Consider the following 25,212-nt stretch of genomic DNA (forward strand, 5'->3'; position numbering starts at 1 on the left):
AATTTCAGCCTAAGCTTTTACATTGACAACGAGATAGGCTCCCCCGATGCAGCAGTTAAACATAGCTCGACCTGACGATTGGCACCTCCATTTGCGCGATGGCGCATTACTACAAACAACGGTTCCGGCTTCCGCGCGGGTTTTCCACCGTGCGGTTGTAATGCCTAATTTGGTGCCGCCAGTGACCACGGTCGAAATGGCATTGGCTTACCGCGAGCGAATTATGGCGGCGTTGCCAGCGGAGATGACGTTTGAACCCCTAATGGCACTGTATCTGACTGCTGATACCTCGGTTGCTGAAGTGAAAAAAGCCGCGGCTGACCGCCGCATCATCGGCTTTAAACTGTATCCGTCCGGAGCAACCACTAATTCAGCGGCCGGTGTCAAATCGGTGGAAGCGCTGGCTCCGGTACTTGAAGCGATGCAGCAGCACGGGGTTCCGTTGCTGGTTCACGGGGAAGTCACCGATAAAGAGATCGACATCTTTGATCGCGAGCGCGTCTTCATCGAACGTCATCTGATACCGATCACTCAGCAGTTTCCCGGCTTAAAGCTGATACTGGAACACATCACGACCGGCGACGCCGTCGACTTTGTCAGTGAGGCCAATGAGAACGTCGCAGCAACTATGACCCCGCAGCATTTGTTGATGAATCGCAACGACTTGCTGGTTGGCGGTGTACGTCCGCATAATTATTGTCTGCCGATTTTAAAACGTCGTGAGCACCAGTTGCGACTGCAACAGGCGGCACTGTCGGGCAATCCTAAGTTTTTCCTCGGTACTGATTCCGCGCCGCATGTACAGGCGAATAAAGAAACCTCTTGTGGCTGCGCAGGCTGTTACTCGGCGCCGGCGGCGATTGAGTTATATGCCGAGTTTTTTGCTCAGCATCAGGCGCTCGACAAACTGGAAAATTTTGCTTCCGTATTTGGTGCGGCGTTTTATGGTTTTGAGAAGAATCAAGAAACCATCACCTTGTCGCAGTCGCCATGGCAAGTGGCGGCAACGCTGGATACTGCTGATGGCCCAATGGTGCCGTATTACGCCGGTAATACGCTGCAGTGGCAAGTTTCTGAATGAACGTTAAAGTTTATTGAAGAACCGCCGAGACTGGCCGATAGATAAAGTGTAACCTTTACTCAAGAACCATAACTCGGAAGATGCCGGATGAAGCTCATTCACAAACTCATCATCGCCTTTGGTGTGATCATTGTTGTTTTGGCAGGACTGATCGGCACGGTCGTCTATAGCGTTTCCAACATGGAACAAACCACGCAACGCGCTGAACATACTTTCACCGTCATCAGCGAGGCGGAGGATCTGGTTAAACACTTTCTCAATATTGAAAGTGGCCAACGGGGGTATGTCATCAGTGGTGAAGAAGCTTTTCAGCAACCCTATATTGACGGTAAAGAAGGTGTTGAACGCAACCTCAAATCATTACGTGAGTTGACCGCTGACAATCCGGAACAACAGCAATTGCTGCAACAGCTCAGCGAGGTCTACCAGCAGTGGTTGACCGAGGCGATCGACCCTCCAATTGATATTCGTACTCAATACGGACCGGGTGCTATGGGTCTGGATCAGGCCGCTTACCTTGTGAAGCAGGGGCGTGGCAAAGAAGGCATGGATCAACTCCGCGAGCTGATGGATCAGTTTATCGCGACGGAACAGCAATTGTTGGTACAGCGCTCTGCCGCGGCAGACAGTGCCGCGAAACTGGTTTATTCGGTCGTGGTGCTGGGTGGCTTGCTGGTCGCTGGGGTCGCGGTCGTGGCCGCACTCTTATTCCGACGTCAATTGGCGGGGCGCATTGAGGATGCCATGCGGGTGGCAACCACCATTGCCGATGGTAACTTACGGGCGACGATTGATGATAGCGGCCGTGATGAAGTGGCAGAGCTGTTGTCAGCGATGGCCACCATGCAGACACAACTGCGCAATATGATGGGTGAAATTAAAACCGCATCGTCGGAGCTGGATTCAGCCAGTAACTCGGTGGCCAGTACCGCCGAACAGTTATCAGCCTCGTCGAATGAACAAACGCGGGCATCAACCACGATTGCGACTTCGATTGAAGAATTGAGTACCAGCATCAACCATGTGTCAGAGAACGCCTCAGAAGCACGTGAAATATCTGAACAGTCCAGTAAAAACGCTGAACAAAGTGCCTCCGTTATGGAGCAGATGGTTGCCTCAATGAACCGCATCAGCGACGCTGTTCAGCAAGCGTCGGCACAGTTGGTTGAACTGGATAAACAGTCCGAGCAAATCAGCTCCATCGTTAACGTGATCAAATCGATTGCCGATCAAACCAATTTACTGGCACTGAATGCGGCCATTGAGGCGGCTCGTGCCGGAGAGCAAGGCCGCGGATTCTCCGTAGTCGCCGATGAGGTTCGTCATTTGGCGCAACGTACCAGCGAATCCACCGATGAAATCGAAGCCACGGTGGCAAAAATTCAGAGCGGCACTCAGGCCAGTGTTAAGCAAATGGAGCATGGTGTGCACGAGGTTGAGGAAGGCGTTGAGCTGGCTTCAATGACCGGTCAGGCGATTAATGAGATTCGCGAGAGCTTTGACCGAGTGTTGCAGGTGGTGCAGGACATCAGCGACGCATTGGGCGAGCAGAACGCCGCCAGCGATGAAGTAGCGCGTAACGTTGAGAGTTTCTCGGCAATGGCCGATCAAAACCAGGAAGCAACGGAACATACCAGCGCTACCGCACATCAATTACAGGAACTTGCCGGTAAATTGAGTCGGGCTGTAGGTCAGTTCCGTTTCTAGTCGGTTACTGAGTCTGCTAAGCGTCTGTAACGTATGGGCTATGCCGCTGTCATAGCCCTTCATTTTTTGTTGTTTTTTGTCGTTTTTTGTTCACTTGCTGAGCACATCTCTGGTATCATTTCCCGATAATAATTAGAAAAGGGTTAACGTGTGCTGATCGGAGCGTCCCGTGCGCGTTCTGGTAATTACCGGATAATATTACAACTTGGTGTAAAGCAGCTGCGACTCATGGTGTTGCGGCATACCGAAGCTGACCTGCCCGAAGTGGTTGTGAATGATTCAACCGACCTGTCCTCCTCCTCATTTGCTGACGCGCTACAACAATTTAGCGAAACCTACAGCAAGCTGGATCTAAAAAAAGCCGAAGTGACGTTAGTGCTGGGGTTAACTCGTTATCAGTCTGTGACCGTTGACCGGCCTGACGTACCGGCACAGGATATTGCTGCCAGCCTTGCTTTCCAACTGGGGGAGTTGGTCGATTTGGCACCCGAAGAGATGGTGACCGATTACTACGAACTGGCGTATCAGGCGTCCGGACAGGATAAAGTGGTGGCGGTGGTAGCAAACAAGGCGGAACTTAAGCAATGGACACACGACATTGTCGCGTGCGGCTGGGTGCCGGTTAAAATCAGCGTCAGCGAGATCGAATTAGCAACGTTGCACAGCCAGGCGGAGCGCGCGGAGTTGTGCTTATACCCATTACCCCGTGGCTATCTGGCGCAAATTTATCATCGCGGCAAACTGTGTTTTACCCGTGCGCTGAGTGGTTTACAGTCGATCCAGCACTACAGCAAAGAAGAGATTAAGCTCGGTGCGCTGGAACCTCTGGCAACCGAACTCCAACGCTCGATGGATTACTACGAAAGTCAGCTACGTCAGGCACCGGTAAAGACCATCAAGCTGGCATTGCAGCATTCGTTACTAGACGAAGTGACGCAGTCCCTGACGGAGTTGTTGGCGGTTGATGTGCAGCGCTACCATTACGAAGACTGGATGAGTGAACTGTGTGAGGGCGACTTTAGCGACCTCGATGCCTTTGCAGCCGCAAAAGTGGCCCATGAAGACTCGACGCAGGCGAAGGAGTCCTCATGAAGCAATCGATTAATTTACTGCGTGATGAACTCAAACCGATCGTACAACGGTTGTCGTTAAATCGGTTGGCATTGGTGACCCTGGTTTTGGCGGTCTGCGTGCTGACAGCGGTGCTGTACACCAGTCAGCTTCAACAGCAAAGCCGTCAGGCGCTGGCACAGTTGGAGGAACAGCTGGCACAACAAAAACAGCGCCGCGAGCAATTACAGCAACAGTTGGAACAACGTTCACCAAGCCCTGCCCTGACAGAACAGGAACAAGCCTTAGAAGCGGCAATAGCGGCACAACAACAGTTAAACCAACAGTTGGCAGCACAGCAATCAGAGCGGCAGATAGCGCCGGATCAGTTGATGCAGGAATTGTCACAAGTCAATATTGACGGCCTTTGGCTGACGGAGTTCAGCATTACGCCTGATGGGGTCTCGTTATCCGGCAAAATGATTCGGGCTAATTTACTCCCGCGCTGGATGCAACGGTTCCAGTCAATGCCGCTGCTGTCACAAAGCCATTTTGCGGTCGTCGATCTGGATCGCAACGAGCAGCAACAACAAACCTTTTCTTTAAATAATCAGCAAAGCCCGTCGAACGGTGATACGGTGAGTTATGGTGCGCCGGCTACGGGGACAAAGTAATGGATAAGCTATTGCAACGCTGGCATCAATGGGCGGAACAATTCGGCGAGCTACCTCGCGAGCGACGTGTGCTCATCGGGGTGGCCGTCTGGTTACTGGTTACCTTGCCGTTGTTAAGCTACCAGCTGTTGCCATTGCAAGCACAACATCAACGCAACCAGCAACAGTTGAGCAATGTTGAGCAACAGCTGGCGCAGCAACAGCAGTCAATCGATGTGTTGCAGCAGCAATTACAAGAAGACATTAATCAGCCACTGCGGCAACAAATTTCGCGCAAAGAGTCGCGTTTGATGTCATTGAAGGACGTGTCTGATGCGTACACCTTGCTGAATAAATCTGAGCGTCAACGGTTTTTGGAGAGCAGCTTACAGTACCCGGATGCGCTTCAGTTGGTGACGTTGGCATCGCAATCGCCACAGCCGATTGAAGCAGAAGATGGCACGGTGAGTCTGTATCGGCACCAGATTAATGCCACGTATCGGGGAAATTACACCGAACTGCGGTTGTTTTTTCAGCAGTTGCGTGAGTTGCATCCGGAAGTACAATGGCACCGTTTCCATTATCAGGTACTCGATTATCCGCAGGCAGAAGTCGATATCGTTTGGCAACTGTTAAGCGTTGATAAGGAGATCATTGGTGGCTAGAGGCAACAAACTGTACATCCCTTTGACACTAACGTTGATGCTGTCGACACTCAGCACCACCGCTGTTGCGACTGAAGATCCCACCCGTCCTTATGGTTGGCAACCGCAGGTTACGGCAACGGCCGGCGGTAAACCGCAGAAAGGGCTCGAACTGGACCAAATTATTGTGTTCGGCGAGCGCCGTTATGCCATCATCAATGGTCAACGCTATCAGCATCATGATGAAATCCGCGGGTTCAGAATTGTTGCGATTGAGAATCAGCGGGTGCGCTTGCAAAATGGTCAACAAGAAGTTGAGCTGACGATGTACAGCCGCGGTATTAAGCGTCGTAGTGGTCAGCAAGGAGAAATTGAATGAGAGTTGGATGTTTTATCATCAGTATCACCTTGTTGAGCTCAATGGCAGGCTGCGCTTATCAGCCGAACCAAGCGCCTCAGCAAGCCTACGAGGCGTTGGAACAGACGTCAACGGCTAAGCCGAACCCGCAGCCGAGCAATGACGATATTCCTGAGGCGGTTGCCGCCTACTTAGCACAACCGATCCAGGTCAGTCCGTCCGACACCAATAATCTGGTGGAAGAACAACGCTTTGTGTTGCAAGCGAAAGCCATGGATGCACGCGAGTTCTTTTACAGCCTGACGGTGGATACCCCGTATAACATCATCGTTCACCCCGATGTGGAGGGGGAAATCTCACTGGACTTAAAAGACGTCACTATTGATGAAACGCTTGCTGTGATCGAAGACACTTACGGTTATGAGATTAAGCAAACCGGCCGAATGGTCCAGGTGTTTCCAAGTGGGGTGCGCACCAAAACCTTTTCGCTGGATTACTTGTCCTTAAAACGGTTCGGTATGTCGCAAACGCAGATTACCAGTGGCGGCGTTAGCCAGAACGCGAATAACGGCAACCAAAACAACAGCAGCGGCAGCTTTAATAATTCCAACAGTGATTTTAATAATCCAGGGCTGTTGGGCGGAGGCTCCGGCAACAGCAATAGCTCAAACCAGCGGATGCAGGGCGGCAACGGAGCCAGTGTCAGTTCGCAGTCCGAAACGGATATCTGGGGCGAGCTCGAAAACATGATCAGCAAAGTGGCCGGCAACGGCAGTTCTGTGGTGATGTCACCGCAGGCTGGCATTGTTAGTGTTACCGCACAGCCGTCTAAGCTACGTGCAGTGGGTGAGTTTCTGGCCACGCTGCAAACGCGCCTGCAGCGACAGGTCATTCTTGAAGCCCGGATTGTTGAAGTGACACTGGCCGATGGGTTTGAGCAAGGCATACAGTGGAGCAAGCTGGATGAATTTGCCGATGGTTTGGGGGCGGGGTTCGATGTGAACTTTAATGGCTCAACCCCAGCAGACCTTGCCAGCGCCACGTCCAACGGCTTATTCGGGTTGCGCTTTAGCGACAATAATTTTTCCAGCTTCTTACAGCTGCTACAAACCCAGGGCTCCGTGCAGGTGCTGTCGAACCCTCGCGTCAGTGCATCGAATAACCAAAAAGCGGTCATTAAAATTGGTGAAGACGAGTATTACGTTACTGACGTTCAGTCGCAGACCAACACCACGGGCCTTAATGATGCGTTAACCAGCTCGGACATTGAACTGACACCATTTTTCTCCGGTATTTCGTTGGATGTGACGCCGCAAATCAGTGATGACGATGTGGTCACCCTGCATGTTCACCCGTCCGTGGTAGAAACTGCGGAGCAGGAAAAAGTCATCGAAATTGGCGATGAAACACTGCGCTTGCCGCTGGCACGCAGTAATATTCGTGAGAGCGACACCATTGTCCGCGCTCGCAACGGCGAAATTGTGGTACTGGGCGGTTTAATGCAAACCACCACCACCGAAGACATCGAGCAAGTACCGTTACTGGGAGACTTGCCGTTATTGGGTAACTTGTTTAAAAACCGTGCCAATCGGGTCGAGAAAAAAGAGTTGGTCATTCTGATCAAACCAACGGTCATTGGCGCGGATACGTGGCAACAGGAACTGGAACGTTCACGGGAACTCTTGAAAACATGGTTTCCTGATTTAACGGATTAATGAAAGCGGGTGTCGTCGGGATGTATTTGTATCACTATGGTCTGCAGCAGCTACCGTTCACAATAACGCCGAATACGCAGTTTTATTGTGATCTTAAAAGCCATCATCAGGCGGCTAAGGTGGTGCTGACGGCGCTGAAAACCGGCGAGGGTTTTATTAAAGTAACCGGTGAGGTCGGCACCGGGAAAACCTTGCTGTGTCGGCGGCTGCTTGAGGACATACCTGACTTTTTTAAAACCGCTTACGTGCCTGACTCCTACCTCAGCCCGGAAGAGCTGCGGCGAGCTATCGCGCAAGAGCTGGAAGTGGATACCCAGGCTATTGGCGGCGAGCATCAGTTAGCGCGCGCACTGCAACAACGCCTTCTGGAGATTAATCAACAGGGTCAGTCGGTGGTGCTGATCATTGATGAGGCACAGGCGTTGCCGGAAGAGAGCCTCGAAGCGGTGCGGCTGCTTTCTAACCTGGAAACACAATCCCGCAAACTGCTGCACATCGTGCTGGTTGGGCAGCCTGAGTTAGACGATCGAATGCAACAGCATCGGTTTCGACAGTTGCGCCAACGCATCAGCTTCTCCTACCAATTAACGGCAATGAACGCTGATGAAACCAGCGAATATATTGGCCACCGCATGCGCATTGCCGGCTATAGCGGAGCACCCATTTTTTCAGCCAAAGTGGTGGCTTCCATTTATGAATGCAGCAGAGGGATACCGCGGTTGGTTAACATGTTGTGCCATAAAATGTTGCTGCTGGCGTTTGGCGAAGGCCGCCATCAACTCACGCTGAATGATGTCAAACTGGCCGCTGCCGATACCGACGATGTCATCTACCGCAGTCGCCGTTATCGACTGTTCTTGTGGACTCTACTTTTTAGCGTTGGGCTAGTGGTCGCGTTAGGAGCGCTGTTTGTCGACTATCTGCCGTGGGAGTTACTGGGTTGAGTATTATCAATAAAGTATTGAATGACCTGGATAAGCGCAACCAGCACAATGGCTCGGGCGGTGGACATGGCTCAGCCGTTGCGCCGCCGAGCAGAAGCGGCAGCCGGCTGCTGTGGCTGTTGCTGGTCGTTGTGATGGTGACGGTCGCTGCTGTGGGCTATTACGTCTGGAATAACGCCTCCGTTTCGTCAACGTCTCAGGCTGCTGATCCGGTTCAGCAACCACCATCGCAACAGCCACAGTCCGAGCGGTCAGAGCCGGTGAAGGCAACAGCGTCCAAACCGGATACCGGGAGTGATAAACGCGTTGCCGAAGTGGCGGAAGAGAATGAAGCCGCGCCGTCGCGAGTTGCTGAGCTTGAATTACCCGAGCCTATTGCGGTTGAGCCAACCCCGAATGAGCAGCAACAATCAGACGACACGGCAAGCGAAAGCGAGCAACGCGCTAGCACTGGCAGCTTTAGCAAGCAAAGCGTACAGCTCACTGCCGCAGAAGTTGCCGAACGCCAGCGACAAAAAGCCGAGCAGGCACAAAAACAAGGGCTATTCACGGATGCTGCCAGCCACTACGAAGCAGCCCTGAATGCCCAGCCACAATGGCATGATGTGCGCAAAGAGTGGGCCGCGCTGGAATATGGCCGAGGGCAGACTACCCAAGCCCTTGCGATTTTGCGCGAAGGGCTGCAGCAGTTCCCGCAGGCGCATTCACTGCGACTGTTGGCGGCATCTATGCTGGAAAAACAAGCCCAGCCGCAGTTGGCTCTGCAGTTACTGGTACAGCATCAGCCTGCGGCGACGGAGCTACCCCAGTATTACCAGCTACAAGCCGAACTGGCGCAACAACTTGATGATAATGACGCAATGCAGCAAAGCTACCGCGCACTGGTTAACGCTCAACCGGATAATGGTCGTTGGCGACTGGGGTTGGCGCTGGCACTGCGCGAACAGCACCCACAGCAGGCATTGGCTGAATTTGAGCAGGCGGCCGCGCGGATCGAGCACACCCCGACGCTGAATTTTATTGCCGAACAGATCAAACGACTCAGGAGCCAGCATGCAACGTCCACGCCTTAAAATGCGCTTGGGTGACTTGCTGGTTCACGAGCAAGTCATTTCTGAGAAGCAACTGGATTCGGCACTGAAAGAGCAAAAGCAGTCCGGCCGTAAGCTTGGCGCAACGCTGATTGAACTTGGCTTTATCAGTGAGCAACAGTTAACGGAATTCCTTGCGCAGCAGTTGAAAATTCCGACGGTGTCGTTAAGCGATCAGAAGATCCCACAGCAGGTCGTTGAGTTGTTGCCCGAGGTACAGGCACGCCGCCACCGGGCGCTGGTTTACGAGGCTGATAACGGTCACGCCAAAGTGGCGATGAGCGATCCAGCGGATTTGGCCGCCATCGACCAGGTGAATCAACAACTGGCACCGCGAGAAGTGGATATTGCGGTAGTCGCAGAAACCGACCTGTTGCAGGCGTTTGACAGTCTCTACCGGCGCACTAAAGATATTGAAACCTTCGCCAGCCAGTTGCAGGACGAATACGAGGACACGGCTGAGTTTGAACTGGGCGCCCTGAGCCTCGACGAGGAAGGAGAGGATGCGACCGTCGCCAAGCTGCTGCAGTCCATCTTTGAAGATGCGGTGCAAGTGCGGGCCTCGGACATTCATATCGAACCCGACGAGAATATGCTGCGGATCCGTCAGCGGGTCGACGGAGTACTGCAGGAAAACATTCTTGATGAGACCAATATCGCCAGTGCTTTGGTGTTGCGCTTAAAGCTGATGTCAGGCATGGATATCTCAGAGCGCCGATTACCTCAGGACGGTCGCTTCAACATCAAGATCAAAAAGAAGAATATCGATGTGCGGGTATCCACAATGCCCGTTCAGTACGGTGAGTCCTGCGTTATGCGTCTGCTGGACCAAACCAGTGGCATTCTCTCGCTGGATCAGACCGGCATGCCGGAACCGCTGCTGAAGCGTGTTCGTGCGCTCATCAACCGGCCCCATGGCATGTTGCTGGTTACCGGACCAACCGGCTCGGGTAAAACCACCACTCTTTACGGCGCGTTAAGTGAACTTAACACCGAAAGTAAAAAGGTCATCACCGTTGAAGACCCGGTCGAGTATCGGTTGCCGCGGATTTCTCAGGTGCAGACCAGCAGTAAAATCGGTCTCGACTTTGCCCGGGTACTACGAACCACGCTGCGTCAGGACCCCGATATCATCATGGTGGGTGAGATGCGTGACCATGAAACCGTGGAAATCGGCTTACGTGGTGCGATTACCGGTCACTTGGTGTTGTCGACCTTGCACACCAACGATGCCATTACCAGTGCTATGCGCTTGATTGACATGGGCGCGCCTTCCTATCTGGTTGCTGCCGCATTGCGTGGCATTATTGCGCAGCGACTGGTACGGCGTGTGTGCGAACGCTGCGCTACGGATACGCCATTAGAGCCAGAACAGGAGTCGCTACTAGAACACCTCGAAAAGGGCAGCTCCGGGCATAGCTACAAAAAAGGTAAGGGCTGTCAGCATTGCAACCATACCGGCTACAAAGGCCGGATAGGTGTGTTTGAACTACTGGAAATGAACCGGGCAATGATGGATGCCCTGCGCATGAATGATACCCAGCGCTTTGCGGAAGCGGCCAACGAGTCCACTGGCTTTCGCTCGATGGCGTTGGTGGCGCTGGATTACGCCAAGCAAGGCATTACCAGTGTCGAAGAAGCGCTGTTCCTGGCTGAGAGTGTTGAGGACAACATTACCCCGGCGACGGTGGATACCGAAGCCGACGTAGAGCAGGCGGAGCGTTAACATGAAGTTTCGCTATCAAGCTCGTGACAAACAAGGCAAGTTGCAAAGGGGCAGCATTGAGGCGGCTGACTCACGGGCCGCCGCCAAAGCCATTATGTCGCGCGGTTTGGTCCCGGTACAGGTTGAGGCCAATACGGCTTCCGGAGCCGCTACGCCGAAAAGCAGTGGTAATGATTGGTTGCAGGTGTTAAAGGATGCGCTAGAACCCAGTGTTGAGCTTGATCAACTGATTATCTTCTGCCGGCAGATGTATTCGTTAACTAACGCCGGTATCCCGATTTTGCGGGCGATAGACGGACTTGCCGACAGCACCCACAACAAACGCATGAAAAAAGCGTTGAAAGACGTTCACAGTCAGTTGGAGCGCGGACGCACCTTATCCGCCGGCCTGTCGCAGCATAAAAAAGTGTTCCCTAAACTGGTGATTGCGATTGTCCATGTGGGTGAAAACACCGGTCAATTAGAAGAATCGTTTGAGCAGTTAGCGCTTTATCTGGAAAAAGAACAGGATACGCGTAAACGCATTAAAGCGGCGACCCGCTACCCAAGCTTTGTACTGATCGCGCTGGTTGTGGCGATGTTCGTACTGAATATTTTCGTCATCCCGACCTTTGCCGATATGTTTAGCCGCTTCAACGTCGAGTTGCCTTGGGCAACACGGGCGTTGTTAGGTACCTCCAGCGTTTTTGTCAATTACTGGCCGTTGATGCTGATGGCAATACTGGGCGGCGTTATCGGCATCCGCTACTACGTCAGTCAGCGCTCCGGACGCCTGTTTTGGGACAGTTTAAAACTTAAGGTGCCGGTGATAGGCAGTATTTTAGAGCGTTCAATGCTGGCGCGGTTTTCACGATCGTTTTCGGTGATGCTGGGGGCCGGAGTGCCACTGACCCAAGCCTTGTCGCTGGTAGCCGAGGCAGTGGACAACGCCTGGATGGAAAAGAAAATCATCGACATTCGCCGCTCCATCGAACGGGGCGACAATTTGTCACGTGCGGCCAGGCAGTCAAACCTGTTTACACCGCTAGTGATGCAAATGATCGTGGTAGGGGAAGAAACCGGACGCATCGATACGCTATTAAAAGAGGTGGCCGAGTATTATGAGCGTGAAACCGATTACGACCTGAAAACCCTGACGGCCCGCATCGAGCCCGCCATGATAGCGGTGGTCGCTGTCATGGTACTGATTCTGGCGCTGGGTATTTTTACCCCAATGTGGGACATGATGAGTGCTTACCAGGGGGGCTGATGAGCGCCGAAGAAAAGTCACGCTCACGGTTATTGCGCTGGTTGCAGAACCTGGTGGTGATTACGGTGATGGCGCTGCTGGTGATGAAGTTGCTCGAGGTGGGTATATTTAACGACCGCTGGGGCTGGCAGGCTGCTGAACGCGAGGTCGTGCAAAAGCGCTTTAATGAAAACGCGATGCTGGCGCGGACCGAATGGCTGCGGCAGGGAAAGCCTCCGCAAATAACGTTGCAAACGCAACGAGAGGACTTTCAGGTACGCATGAATCGGCAGGGATGGCCCGGCATCGACAATGGCTGTCTGCGGTTATGGCAAATGTTAGCCGGCGGACGTTTGCATCCGCGTGTCGAATTGCAGTCGCAGCAATGTTGGTTTTGGGTAGCTACGACAGACGCTGAAGAGACATTGCGGCTTGTTTATGACGCCCGCACAGGGCAGTTGAAATGATGACAGTTTGACCGTAATGACTATGAAACGTAAACATTACGTTATAGAATATTCTTACATTTTTTAAGGAAATAACTGATGGTTTCGGCAAAGCAACAATCAGGTTTTACCATTATCGAGTTGATCATTGTGGTGGTCATACTAGGGCTGCTTGCTGCCTCGGCCTTGCCGCGCTTTACCGACGTAACCGCCGATGCTGAAGACTCAGCGATCGAAGGGGTGGCCGGTGGCTTTGCCAGTGCGGTTGGTATCGCCCGCGGCGAGTGGGAACTGCGAGGCCGCCCGCGCGGCAATGACAGCAATGGTGCCGGCGCACAGGTCGAACTGGACTCGTTGCCGATTTATGTTGATGGCAACACCGGTTACCCGGTTACCGCACGAGGCGATGACAGCATTCACGATGCCAATTTAACCGGCGCCGATTGCGTGAGCCTGATGCAGGGCATACTGCAAGGCTCACCCACCGTCACCGACGACTATAATGGCTTAGGCGAAAATCGCTATTTCACCTACGCCACCCCGAATCCAGAACCCAGTATGGATAATCAGTTGTGTGTTTACTATCTGGCGAACACCATCAAAAACTTGGCCGCAGAACCGGCAGGTGAGGACTATCGCACCACCGGCAATGCCTTTGTGTACAACCCCAGAAATGGTGGTGTCACCGTGTTCAGTAATAACGATAACTGATAGCGTGGCCCGCGTTTAACGACTTATTTTTTAACTTAGTAAAACAAAGAGAGAGTACTATCATGCGCAATCAAAAAGGTTTCACACTGATCGAACTGATCATCGTGATCGTGGTATTAGGAATTTTGGCGGTTACGGCTGCGCCTCAGTTTATCGACTTTTCTAGTGATGCTCGGACGAGTACCGTTAAGGGCTTGAAAGGTGCAGTTCAAGCTGCCCAACAGACAATAAATGCACGAGCAGCAATCGATGGCGACTTAGGCGCTACGGGCAATGTTAATGGCGTTGACACTATTTATGGATATCCTGCTGCATCCGAAAGCGGGATCGTAGCAGCAGCACAGTTATCGACTATTAACGCTGTCGCAGGTCCTGGTGCAGATAGAGAGTCTGTTGACTGGGCTTTCACAGTAGTCGAGGATACTGGAGCAAATGGCGAAGACACAATTTACCTTTCACCGGTTGACTTTGCAGCTGTCGGGGCGGCTTTAGATGGTACCAACGGATGTTACCTTGAATACACTGAAGCTGGTCAAGATGGGGATGGTAACTTAGTACGGCCAGTGATCGAAGTTAATTCATCTGAGTGCTAAGTAACAAATGAAAGCCTTCACCCTAGTAGAACTGATTATCGTGCTAGTAGTGGTGGGCATTCTAGCCGTCAGTGCAACACCTTTGTTTGTGGGCACTGGCGGCGTTGAGAGCCTAAGTCTGCGTGAGCAGGCTGTGACGGTGTTACGAAACATTCAGTTGTCGGCGATGCAGGATACGACGTCAGGATGCCGGGTGGCGGTGGTTAAACCAACCACACTGGGCCGGCCGAATGAAGCCTGTGGGTCGGACGACCCAAATGACTATAGTCTGGCGACAACGGATGCTGAAGCGAATGACCGTATCCTGGACTTTGGTGCCAATACCGTGGCATTCAGTGATGCGGACGGCGCCTCGGTACCGGCGGCAATAAAGTTTGGACCATTGGGTCGACCGGACAATGTAAATTGCACCACGGTTTGCCGTATTGACTTTACCGAACCTCAGGGCACGGTAGCAAGCTTGTGTATCAATCAGGAAGGCTACATCAGCGCCTGTTGATGACTAACGAGCAGGAGGCCTATGGTAACGCAGCGCGGCTTTACCCTCATCGAAATCATCATTGGCATTGTTGTTATTGCCATTGTGACGCTGGTCGTCACCGCCGGTATGGGGCCTTTATTTCGACAATCGGTTGACCCCTGGCAACAAGTGCGGGGCGCTGAGCTCGGCCAGAGCCTGATGAACGAGATCATGGCGCGCAAATTTGATGATGCTAACACGGCCTCTTATCGTTGCTCGGCAAGTGGTCCGGAACAGTGTACCAATCCACCAAACCCAACCAGTGCTTCTTGTCCCGCTGTTGGAAACTCCCTTCCTCATATTGAAAATTCAGAAACACGGGACGAATTCGACGATGTCGATGACTTTAACTGTGTCGGCATTACTACCAATCAACTCAATAATATTTTTGGTGATGGCATTGATGTCGATTATTATCGTGGCTTTTCAGCAGAAATCCGCGTGTATTCCGTTGCTGATGATCAACTCAAGCAAATTGATATCGATGTGGTAACACCGCAAGGTGAGCGAATCGAATTTTCATCGCTTAGAGGAAATTGGTAATGATGCAGCGTGCGAAGGGCTTCACATTAATTGAACTCATTATTGTGATCGTGCTGCTGTCGATTGTTGCTATTTTTAGTTTTCGTTTTGTCGGGCTGGGTTCTGAAATGTTTGTAACCGGCGCCGATCGGGTTAAGTTGCTGGATCAAAGCCGCTTCACCATTGAGCGAGTGACCCGTGAACTACGTAATTCAGTGCCAAACAGCGCCCGCGTGCTGACTTCATCGGATAACAGCTTTCAGTGCCTCGAATTTGTCCCCATAAAAACCGCCGGTACCTATTATGGTGCGCCGTTTAGCAGCGGTGCCAATGGACAGTTTGAATTTGTGTCACTGGCAACAGAATGGGTTGATATTACTCCGGCCGATCGTCTCTTCGTGTACGCGACAAGGCCGTTCTATATCTATGACGATGTGGCGTCACAACGCTGGGCTGGCGTGGCAACCTCTACGCTTCGCGCCGGTGATACCACAGCAATAACGTTGCAAAGTGGTCAGTATTTTCAGGAACAGTCTCCGCGTCAGCGTATGTACGTTGGCGCGCCACCGGTGAGTTTCTGTGTTGACTCTGGTGGGCAACTCATTCGTTATCGCGACTACGGCTGGAATGAAACCCAAGTGAGACCACCTGCGAGTGCAGGAACGGTCATTGGAGAACGACTGGTTAATCTGCAGTTCTCAGGAACTCAGTTGCCCTTTCGGGTCGATGATGCGACGTTATTGCGTAATAATGTCATCCACGTTTTTCTTGAGTATCGCTCGGCATCCGCTGAGGCGTTATTCTTTAATCAGGAAATACAGGTACCCAATGCGCCATAGTACTCCGAGAATCGGTGCAAGGAGGCAAACCGGCAGTGCGCTGGTGGTTGCTATTTTCGTAATTGTAGTACTCGGATTATTGGTGTCTGTTCTGTCGCGTCTGGTTAGTACAAGTTCCGATTCGGTAGTCGTCGAAATCTTTGGGGGGCGTGCCTTTAACGCAGCGCAAAGTGGACTCCAACAAGCTACATTAGAACTTTATCCAGTTAGCGGTAATTTTACTGGTTGTACCGATGGTCAAACCTTTACTTATGATTTCAGTGCCCGAGGAGAGGGGCTTCAGCAATGTCGCGCCGAAGTGAGCTGCAAAGTATTTAATGATCAGAGTGCTAGCAACTATGATGAAAAATTTGCGACGCACTATCGACTAACTTCGGTAGGTTCGTGCCAGTCTGGAATAGGATATTTCTCACGTAAGGTCGCAATTGAAACTAGGAATCGACCATGAACATAGTAAACGCTACCTTACGGTTACTTTTCATAATAGCGTTATTCGCATCTTTTTCTAGTGTGGCGCAAAACAAAATAGAGTTGCTTCCTGATGATGCGGGGCGAAATGGTACGAGTTTCGCCAGTTGTGCTGATTTGGGAGTCCAAAGTGGGGTTCGAGTAATCAACTGCCCGAGTAATGTGAATCTCCCTAACGGCAATAATAACGCAGTAGCACTCAGTCAGGTTCCTCTGGAACTTCGCATTAGTGGGGATCTGAATTTGAACGGTGCAGATATCAACCCCTCTGGTTCTGCCAATGACTTAGTTCTCATTGTAGGTGGCAACCTCAATACTGGTAACAATTCGACCATCATCAATGCTAGCGTGGATGTGGGTGGAAGCATAAATGCGGGGAATAATACCGATTTAGCTGGCGGATTAGTTGTTACAGGTAATGTTACGCTTGGTCAGAACAGCAGCGTTAACGGGGACGTTGATATAACTGGTAATTTTACTACGGGCAATAATGTCACCATTAACAGTGACAGTAGTATTAGTATTGGTGGTAATGCAGTTTTTGGACAAAATAATGATATCAATGGTGATATAACTGCTACTAATGTAACGGTTAACGGCAGTAATACAGTACTGACAGGAGATATTACTGCTACTGGTAATCTCGTTAATACCGGTACCATTAATGGCAATATCAACGTTGAGGGAAATGTTAATAATAATGGGTCAGGCATCATTAATGGCAACGTTAATGTTGATGGAAATTTGCAAAATGACGGTGAAATTAATGCTGACTATGTTAACGCCCCCTGTGTTTCATCACCTAATCCTAATGCCTGTGGTAATGGTTCCATCGATGCGGATGAATTATGTGACATCAACGATAATGAGGGGCCATGCTTTGAGGGGCCAAGCTCAAATGATGCAGAATTAGTCGGTGACTGGCACTTTGATGAACAACAGTGGCAGGGTAACGAGGATGAAGTGCTTGATGCCAGTGGGAACAATAATCATGGTGAAGCGCTTGGAAGTGCAGATACCAATGGCTTTCTTTCTGCGATTGCTGGTACCGTTGGAACCTGCCGTTATGGCACCTTTGATGGTACCAACCAAGTGCAAATCCCGCGTTTGTCGGCGTTGTCTTCAGCAGATTCGGTCAGTGTTTCGCTCTGGTTCAAGGGGGGGAGTCAACGACAGGATCCGAATGGCAATAATGAGTCCTACCAAACATTATTGGTTTTAGGAGAAGGGCCGACCCTCGGTAATGAAGGGCGTTTCGAGGTCTATCGCCGTGCCAATGGTGGTGGCATGAACTTTGAAGTGCGAAATAACCAAGGCGATTTTTATGCCGTTGAGTATGGCGATCAGTCGCAAAACGAACCTCAGTTATTGAACGATGAGTGGCAACATTTTGCGGCAACATTTGACGCCAGCGAGGGTGAATTAAGGCTCTATATTAATGGTACAGAGGTAGCGGCCCGTACTATTTCATCCAATTTTAAATTGAATAACATTGGTGGTCAGCCGAATCTCTATATTGGTGGCCAGCAGTTCGGTACAAACGGTTTCGTCGGAGAAATCGATGAAGTAACGGTCGCGACCGGCGTGTATACGCCAGCGGAAGTTTCGGAACTGTATAATCGCACGCGCAATTGTGGTGCATCACAGATCTTGGCGCAATGTTCAGCGGTCTGGCCAACGGCATTTGATGATGCGGGTAATACCCAGCCGCAACCGTTTGAGTTACCCGATAATTCCAGTCAAAACCAATTACCTCAGCAGCTTCAACCGGTAGATTATTTGCGGGTAGGTGATTTTGGTGATGTTGGTGAAAACTACGACACTAATGGCGAAACCTCACGAGTCTATATCGACGGAGACCTAACGATACAATCAGGACGCCGGATCAATACATCGGGTGATCCGAGTGAACTGATCTTTATTATCACGGGCGACTTAACCATCGAACGAAATGTTCGCATTAATGGGTACATATACGTTCAGGGAAATCTTCGCTACTACCATGCCAACAATATGGACAATCGTATTGTGATCAATGGTGGACTCAGTGTGGGGGGAGTTTCGACGGCGCTGGATTCCTATCTAACTTATGGTCCCGATATCACTTATCAGCAACCCTCGACGCCACTCGATGGTGGACAGTTCTGTGCCGCAGAGCCGCCATCAGCACCACAGCCTCTATTGAATTGGCGTTTAAATGACGGCCCTTGGGGTGGTAGCGCTGGCGAAGTGTCAGACAGTAGCGGTAATGGCCTCAATGGTCGCAGTTATAATGGCGTAAGCTATCAGCCGGCCGATAGTGGCTCGGCCATAGTTACTGATGTAACCGGACTTGGTACCTGTGGTTACGGATACTTCCAGCGTAACAGTCAGCAGTACCTTGCAATTGAGGATCAGCCGGAGCTCGATTTGGATGATGAATTTACTATCGGTGTTTGGATAAAGCCAACGCAATTTCCAAATTCTGGATTGATGACCGTACTGTCAAAAGATGAAAATTATGAATTTCATGTTTTACCCGATGGGCGTATCAATTGGTGGTGGCAAACCAGCTCTGGCGCTGCGCGAGACTTGAACAGCACAGCGGCAGTACAGCGGGATCAGTGGAACTATGTTGCTATTCGATATCGCAACAATGAGCAGACGATTTTCATCAATGGCGTCGCATCTGGCACATCATCATACGGCGGCGGGTTAAGATTAAATAACGATCCGCTACAGCTAGGTTCGGATCAGAATACTTCCGGTCGATATTTCCAGGGTTACCTTGACGAACTGTCGATTTTTGCTCGTGCATTGACGCAGGCAGAAATTCAACAAGTTCAGCAACAAACGGTGCTGTGCGAAGGCGCTGCACCACAATGTTACACGTCAGCGTTAGACAGCAATGAAATTTTCGGCCAGGAATGGAGTCGTTCTAACGTTTCAGGCTCATTTCTACCCCAAATTGTGGACGGCAGAGCACGTTTGACTGAAGCGGAAACCAATCAATCAACAGCCATCACATTAAACGGCACGTTTCCCGCTGAGGACAATCTGGTTGAGCTGGAGTTTAAGCTATATGCCTACGGTGGTTCCGGTGCTGATGGCATTGCGGTGGTGTTCTCGGATGCCGAAGAGGAAGCCATTCCGGGCAGTTACGGTGGTTCTCTCGGTTATGCCCAGCGCAATAACGGCGACAGCGGTTTTAATGGCGGCTGGCTAGGCATTGGTTTTGACGAGTTCGGTAACTTTTCCCGAGCTACCGAAGGTCGAGTCGGTGGTTATAGTGATGGCTCTTTGAGGCCCAACCGTGTTGTGTTGAGGGGGGCCGAAGAGACCAACTATAACTACCTTACGGACTCAGGAGAGTTGTCACCGGGCATTGACGATAACTCCAACGCTGTTGGTCCAGGTCATAAATATCGTATTCGTATTGACTCAAGAACTCCGGGAGAGTCTATTGTCAGTGTCGAACGTGATATTAACGATGGGATGGGTTACCAACAAATCGTGCCGCCTTTTAACATCTACGACAACCAGTTTGGTCAACAACCTTATGTCCCGGAAAACTTTACCATCAGCTTTACCGGTAGCACCGGTGGCTCTACCAATATTCATGAATTTGATGACATTCAGGTATGCGCCGAAAAGGCGTCTTTTATTCCGACCGCGATAGACCATTACCGGCTCGAGTTTAATGCATCTGCGCTTACTTGTACCGGGGCTACCGTTACGGTTAAAGCGTGTGAAGACAGCAACTGCACGTCAACGTTTAGCGAAAGTAGTACTGTTGATTTAAGCCTCGCGACGGGAGCCGATGGTTGGAGTGAGAACCCGGTTATTTTTTCTGGAAGTGATTCGGTACAAGTTCAGAAATATACTGCCGGTAGCTACGAAGTAGCGATTGATTCTGCGCAACCCTCAGCAGATAACCCATACCGCTGTTTCGTTGATGGGAACGAGGAAAGCAACTGTCAGCTAACCTTTAGCGATGTGGGTTTTTTATTTACCGATGGTCCAGGACTGAACAATACTGAGTTCCCCAAGCAAGTGGCCGGGGAAACCTACGATAATTTGTTCCTTCAGTTAGTCGAGTTGAATACCAATACGCTACAGTGCCAAGCGGCGGCCGCTGATGTATCGATGGTAAGTCTACGACGCCGGTGTCTCGATCCGGGCACGTGCTCTGATACGGTAGAGTTCCCGCAGTCGAGTATGTCAGTCAGTTCCGGTGAAGGCAGTATTGATTTACCGGCCGATGAAAGTTATGTCGCACTCGCTGTGGATTTTAATAACAGCCAAGAGCAGTTGGCTTTAGATTATGGTGATGTTGGCGAAGTATTATTAACCGCCAGCGCTACGCTTCCTAACGGTAAAGCTATAGAGAACAGTAGTCCGTCTTTCGTGTGGCAACCAGCTGCAATTGGCGCCAATATAAGCAATCCGAACGAATCGTTCTCAACGGATATTATAGCTAGAGCAGGGACACCGATATCCGTTGAGTTGGCTGCATTAAATGCTGATGGTAGTGTCACGCCGAATTTTGGTAACGAGTCGCAGCCGGAACTTTTGCGTCTTCGGGGCAGTGCAGAGGTTAATCAGGTTGGTGAGGTAGTTGGTACGTTAGCAGGCGGAGATAGTTTCCCCCAGCCGGTAGATGGGAAAACCCAATCGTCAGAGGTGGTTTACTCTGAAGTCGGCTCCCCCGTATTTACTGCTGAAATTGCCTCAGGAGATTACTTGGCGGGTATCCATGCTCCGCAAGCAACTCCTACGCAAACGATAATGCCGGGGCGTTATATCCCTTACCAGTTTACTGTATCGAGTTCAGGGTTCGCTTCCACCTGTGAAGCAGGAGCCGGCTATTTTTACATCGGGCAACCTCAGTTGCTGGACAGCTCATCAGAATTTATCGCTGTTAATGCCGCTGGTGTGGTTACACGAAATTATGATTCCGATGTTGCAAACTATGTCCAATCTGGGGCGGGCCTAGAGTTTTATCCTTTTAATGACGGCGGTAATACACTACCGCAGCCTAGCGATGGACAACTTCTTGAGAGTGATGTTGCGCTGTATTGGGAACAAGGAAAGGGTAGGTTCCTGGCTACAGCAGAACCCCAAGTAACCTATGAAAGGACCGATCCGGCTCAACCGGAAGGGCCATACGATAGCTACCGACTGGGCGTGCAATACAACGACGGTGAAAACGGCAATTATTACTCATTGATTGATACATCAACGGTAGCCTTAAACGACAACAGCGCACCTCGCAGTTACTATCCATTAAATAATAATGCGATCGAGCTTAAATTTGCGCGTTTTGTTCTGGATAATCTGTTTGGGCCACCATCGGATCCGCTTTCTATACAAGGCCGTGTGGAAGTATGGGACGGCACGAAGTTTGTACATTACGCTACTGATAATTGCTCGAGCTTTAGCGCAAGCAGTGCGAATGATGATTTATTGGATAGTGATTATGACGCATTGCTTCAACCACAACTCGGTAGTGAGCAACTACTTAATGAGGGCGATTTATTTAATCCCGCGGAACCTCTGGACGAACAATTAGCCTGGTTAGAAGACGAAAGCCAGCCTGTATCAGGTGTTCAGCAGTTTATGTTTGAACTTGTTGTCCCCGGATACCTGCAGAGCGACGAAGATAATGATGGTGATTACAACGATAATCCTCAGGCGGAAGCAACCTTTGGTATATATCAAGGCTCCGATCGCCAAATCTACTGGCAGGAAGTTGGATGGTGATCGAATCTCACCACTTTGTCGTCATTATCCTACATTCCCTCTTGCGCTTTTATTGACAAGCACATAGCATAAAGCACAGTGATTACAAATGCGCGACGTTGACGAACGTTCAATAAAACTACAATAACAATAGCGCGGACGCAGCAACAGCTTACTGCCGCTGAGTTATTTTCAAGCTTGGAATGGGAACATGATGCGATTGGCTCGACTGGCCGTGATAATGGCCTCTACTTTGACATTCGCCTCGACAGCATTGGCTCAACAGGAGTCAGACGCAACGCAAATGTCTGTCGAAGAAATATCAAACCAAATTGCGACCTTAGAGACAGAATACGAAAATTTTTCTGATACCGTCGCGACCTTGCAGCGAGAAGAGCAGCAGCTAAGAGAGCAGCTACAGTCTCTGCGCGAGCGTAACAATGCGCTCGAACAGCAACGGCAGACGGCGTTGGAAGAGATGAATCACCGCTATCAGCAGTTGGTTGATGACCCCAGCATTGATATTGCTGGCGCTCAGGAAGCTTATAAAGAAGCGGTGATGGCGCATCAGCAAAATAAAGAAGACATTAAGACTCAGGTGCAACTGGTCAGTGCGAAAAGCCGTGAGGTGGAAGAAGCGCGGGTTAGCAAACACAGCCTGATTAATGAAATTGAAACGTTGAAAGATCAGCGCAACGTTGCCCGAGTTGAACGTTTACAGGAAGAGTTTAACCGCACGGGTGAGCTGGAAGTCAGCCAGTCCATCGTTTGTGACCGTCAGGAAACGCTCAGCCAGTGCGAAAACCGCGGTAAATTGCTGGCTAAACAGAAAGCGTCAAAGCAATACCTGGATCAGACCTTGTCGAATTTATCCGAGTCTCAGTTGGCGCGTGATAACCTTGACCGTGTTAGTCCAAACGTACAAATTCTCGGCTCAAAGACGGTAAGTGATGGCTTTAGCGGGCAGGGTAATTATGGCGTTAAAATGGGTGTTGAATTACGCGGACAATTGCCGCAGTCGCAGGCTTGTACGTTGCTTGATATCGACGTTCGGTACTGTGCGGTAAAGCGCAGTGAGAGTAACCAACCGGTTGCTGAAGCGCCGGTTGACAGTTCTATTATGCATCCGTTGACGATTCGTTCGAATGTCTACGACGACGAAGTGATCATTGATGGCGTGAGTTATGGTTCAACGCCTATCGAAGTGATGTTGCCGGGAGGTGAACACGAAGTCGAGGTGATTAAGTATGGTTACTCCGCGTTCACACAAACCATCAATTTAAAAGACGCTCAGTCGATTCGTGCCGACTTGGAAAAGTCTGAGTACTCATTTACGCGCGGTGAAAAAATTCAGGATATCTTGTTTCGGGATGTTCGCGGCCCGGAGCTGGTCGTTATGCCATCGGGCAATTTCAAAATGGGCGACTTAACCGGTAATGGTATGTCTAATGAACGCCCTGCGACGACGGAAACCATTGAACGTCCGTTTGGCATTACCGATACTGAAATTACCGTTGCGGATTTCCGTAAGTTTGTGAATGACACCGCCTATGTGACCGAAGCTGAGAAAAATGGCAGCTGTGCGGTGCTGGAAAATGGCATGCCGAAGTTTGATGATAGCCTGAACTGGCGTAATGCCGGTTTTGCTCAATCTGACGCTTCGCCCGTGGTGTGTGTGAGCTTGAACGACGCGCAGGCGTATACACAATGGCTCAGTCAGAAAAGTGGCTTTAGCTACACGATTCCTACCGAAGTGCAGTGGGAATATGCCGCGCGAGCGGGTACCGAAACCGATTTTTGGTGGGGCAACGACGTCGGTTTTGGTAAAGCCAACTGCCGTAACTGTGGCTCGGACTACTCCAATCAGCGTACCGCGCCGGTAGGCAGCTTTCAGCGTAACCCGTGGGGATTATTTGATACCGTGGGTAACGTCTGGGAATGGACGCTGTCTGACCAGAGCTCTGTCGTCCGTGGTGGTGCGTGGAATTTTGCACCCAGTTTAGCGCGAGTTTCGACACGGATGGAACTTCCGGCGGATTTCAGCTCTAATTATATAGGTTTTCGTGTGGTAAGAGCGCAGTAAGTACTGACTTGCGTTATCATTGCAGTTTTTAGCTTTTTAAGTAGGGATCTACCGCTTCATGTTTAAGAAAATTCGCGGCCTTTTTTCTAATGACCTGTCCATCGACTTAGGTACCGCCAACACATTGATCTACGTTAAGGACGAAGGCATCGTCCTGAATGAACCTTCTGTCGTTGCGATTCGTCAAGAGCGCTCGGGCGGTCCAAAGGCGATCGCCGCGGTGGGTGCGGCAGCGAAACAGATGCTGGGTCGTACGCCGGGCAACATTAAAGCCATCCGCCCGATGAAAGACGGTGTTATCGCAGACTTTTACGTGTGCGAGAAAATGCTGCAGTTTTTCATTAAACAAGTACACGACAGTCATTACTTTCGTCCCAGCCCCCGAGTATTAGTCTGTGTTCCTTGTGGCTCAACACAAGTTGAGCGCCGTGCGATTCGGGAATCGGCATTGGGTGCTGGCGCACGCGAAGTGTACCTCATCGATGAACCTATGGCTGCGGCTATTGGTGCCGGTTTACCGGTGTCTGAAGCGACCGGCTCAATGGTTGTCGATATCGGTGGTGGTACGACCGAAGTCGCCATCATCTCGTTGAATGGCGTTGTTTATTCGTCATCGGTTCGCATTGGTGGTGATAAGTTTGATGAAGCTATCATCAACTACGTACGCCGCAACTTTGGTGCGCTGATTGGTGATGCAACCGCAGAACGCATCAAACACGAAATCGGTTCAGCCTTCCCGGGCGAGGAACTGAAAGAAATCGAAGTGCGCGGTCGTAACCTGGCCGAGGGCGTGCCGCGTTCGTTCACGCTCAACAGCAATGAGATTCTTGAAGCGCTGCAGGAGCCACTGATGGGCATCGTCAGTGCGGTTATGGTCGCGCTGGAACAATCTCCGCCAGAACTGGCTTCGGACATTTCAGAGCGTGGCATGGTGCTGACCGGTGGTGGCGCGTTATTGAAAGATCTGGATCGTCTGTTGATGGAAGAAACCGGGATTCCGGTGATCATTGCGGACGATCCACTGACTTGTGTGGCCCGCGGTGGCGGTAAAGCGCTCGAGATGATTGATATGCACGGTGGTGACCTCTTTAGTTACGAGTAACAGAGCGATT

The 25,212-nt window shown here is 50.9% G+C and carries 20 protein-coding genes; all 20 read left to right on the forward strand.

The genetic code is table 11. From position 1 onward, the window contains the following. Positions 1–46 precede the first annotated feature (46 nt). The 20 genes from pyrC to C5610_RS01450 all read left to right on the forward strand — a co-directional run bounded on the left by pyrC (position 47) and on the right by C5610_RS01450 (position 25,202). Positions 47–1,081: a dihydroorotase gene (pyrC, locus tag C5610_RS01350; RefSeq protein ID WP_105305532.1), complete on the forward strand. Its 1,035-nt coding sequence runs from the start codon at positions 47–49 to the stop codon at positions 1,079–1,081. An 87-nt stretch (positions 1,082–1,168) separates the two neighbouring features. Continuing rightward, positions 1,169–2,788, forward strand: a complete 1,620-nt coding sequence (locus tag C5610_RS01355) for a methyl-accepting chemotaxis protein (RefSeq protein ID WP_105305533.1) — start codon at positions 1,169–1,171, stop codon at positions 2,786–2,788. Between the two features lie 228 nt (positions 2,789–3,016). After that, on the forward strand, positions 3,017–3,880 hold the full coding sequence (locus C5610_RS01360) for a Type II secretory pathway component (RefSeq protein WP_105305534.1): 864 nt from the start codon (positions 3,017–3,019) through the stop codon (positions 3,878–3,880). Beyond that, positions 3,877–4,512, forward strand: a complete 636-nt coding sequence (locus C5610_RS01365; protein ID WP_105305535.1) for a PilN domain-containing protein — start codon at positions 3,877–3,879, stop codon at positions 4,510–4,512. Before C5610_RS01360 ends, C5610_RS01365 begins: the two co-directional genes overlap by 4 nt. After that, positions 4,512–5,156 carry a hypothetical protein gene (locus tag C5610_RS01370; protein ID WP_105305536.1) on the forward strand — a complete coding sequence of 215 codons (645 nt, stop codon included), beginning with the start codon at positions 4,512–4,514 and terminating at the stop codon, positions 5,154–5,156. The genes C5610_RS01365 and C5610_RS01370 overlap by 1 nt, the downstream gene beginning before the upstream one ends. Further along, positions 5,149–5,514 (forward strand): hypothetical protein, encoded by a 366-nt coding sequence (locus C5610_RS01375; protein WP_126819683.1) that lies wholly within the window; start codon positions 5,149–5,151, stop codon positions 5,512–5,514. The genes C5610_RS01370 and C5610_RS01375 overlap by 8 nt, the downstream gene beginning before the upstream one ends. After that, on the forward strand, positions 5,511–7,208 hold the full coding sequence (gene mshL / locus C5610_RS01380) for a pilus (MSHA type) biogenesis protein MshL (RefSeq protein ID WP_105305538.1): 1,698 nt from the start codon (positions 5,511–5,513) through the stop codon (positions 7,206–7,208). The genes C5610_RS01375 and mshL overlap by 4 nt, the downstream gene beginning before the upstream one ends. Before the next feature lie 20 nt (positions 7,209–7,228). After that, positions 7,229–8,152 (forward strand): ExeA family protein, encoded by a 924-nt coding sequence (locus tag C5610_RS01385; protein ID WP_105307663.1) that lies wholly within the window; start codon positions 7,229–7,231, stop codon positions 8,150–8,152. Further along, complete coding sequence (locus C5610_RS01390) at positions 8,149–9,225, forward strand: hypothetical protein (RefSeq protein WP_105305539.1); 1,077 nt, start codon at positions 8,149–8,151, stop codon at positions 9,223–9,225. Before C5610_RS01385 ends, C5610_RS01390 begins: the two co-directional genes overlap by 4 nt. Then, positions 9,206–10,969: a GspE/PulE family protein gene (locus C5610_RS01395; protein ID WP_105305540.1), complete on the forward strand. Its 1,764-nt coding sequence runs from the start codon at positions 9,206–9,208 to the stop codon at positions 10,967–10,969. The genes C5610_RS01390 and C5610_RS01395 overlap by 20 nt, the downstream gene beginning before the upstream one ends. Position 10,970: 1 nt before the next feature. Further along, positions 10,971–12,218 carry a type II secretion system F family protein gene (locus C5610_RS01400; protein ID WP_105305541.1) on the forward strand — a complete coding sequence of 416 codons (1,248 nt, stop codon included), beginning with the start codon at positions 10,971–10,973 and terminating at the stop codon, positions 12,216–12,218. Continuing rightward, the gene (locus C5610_RS01405) at positions 12,218–12,664 is read left to right on the forward strand and encodes a hypothetical protein (RefSeq protein WP_105305542.1); all 447 of its coding nucleotides are present in this window, start codon (positions 12,218–12,220) and stop codon (positions 12,662–12,664) included. Before C5610_RS01400 ends, C5610_RS01405 begins: the two co-directional genes overlap by 1 nt. 78 nt (positions 12,665–12,742) lie before the next feature. Beyond that, a complete protein-coding gene (locus C5610_RS01410) occupies positions 12,743–13,354 on the forward strand; it encodes a prepilin-type N-terminal cleavage/methylation domain-containing protein (protein WP_105305543.1) in 612 nt (203 codons plus the stop codon). Between the two features lie 62 nt (positions 13,355–13,416). Next, entirely contained in the window at positions 13,417–13,947 is a 531-nt protein-coding gene (locus C5610_RS13785) for a type IV pilin protein (protein ID WP_105305544.1), read from the forward strand. A gap of 7 nt (positions 13,948–13,954) precedes the next feature. Further along, positions 13,955–14,446, forward strand: a complete 492-nt coding sequence (locus tag C5610_RS01420) for a prepilin-type N-terminal cleavage/methylation domain-containing protein (protein WP_105305545.1) — start codon at positions 13,955–13,957, stop codon at positions 14,444–14,446. Positions 14,447–14,467: 21 nt separating this feature from the next. After that, complete coding sequence (locus C5610_RS01425; protein ID WP_105305546.1) at positions 14,468–15,010, forward strand: prepilin-type N-terminal cleavage/methylation domain-containing protein; 543 nt, start codon at positions 14,468–14,470, stop codon at positions 15,008–15,010. Beyond that, positions 15,010–15,828 (forward strand): PilW family protein, encoded by an 819-nt coding sequence (locus C5610_RS01430; RefSeq protein ID WP_262339949.1) that lies wholly within the window; start codon positions 15,010–15,012, stop codon positions 15,826–15,828. Before C5610_RS01425 ends, C5610_RS01430 begins: the two co-directional genes overlap by 1 nt. 444 nt (positions 15,829–16,272) lie before the next feature. Beyond that, on the forward strand, positions 16,273–22,038 hold the full coding sequence (locus C5610_RS01440) for a DUF6701 domain-containing protein (protein WP_105305548.1): 5,766 nt from the start codon (positions 16,273–16,275) through the stop codon (positions 22,036–22,038). Positions 22,039–22,228: 190 nt separating this feature from the next. Then, on the forward strand, positions 22,229–24,100 hold the full coding sequence (locus tag C5610_RS01445) for a formylglycine-generating enzyme family protein (protein WP_105305549.1): 1,872 nt from the start codon (positions 22,229–22,231) through the stop codon (positions 24,098–24,100). Between the two features lie 58 nt (positions 24,101–24,158). Beyond that, positions 24,159–25,202, forward strand: a complete 1,044-nt coding sequence (locus C5610_RS01450; RefSeq protein ID WP_105305550.1) for a rod shape-determining protein — start codon at positions 24,159–24,161, stop codon at positions 25,200–25,202. Positions 25,203–25,212 lie beyond the last annotated feature (10 nt).

This window comes from Idiomarina sp. OT37-5b (genome assembly GCF_002968395.1).
Taxonomy (GTDB): domain Bacteria; phylum Pseudomonadota; class Gammaproteobacteria; order Enterobacterales; family Alteromonadaceae; genus Idiomarina; species Idiomarina aquatica.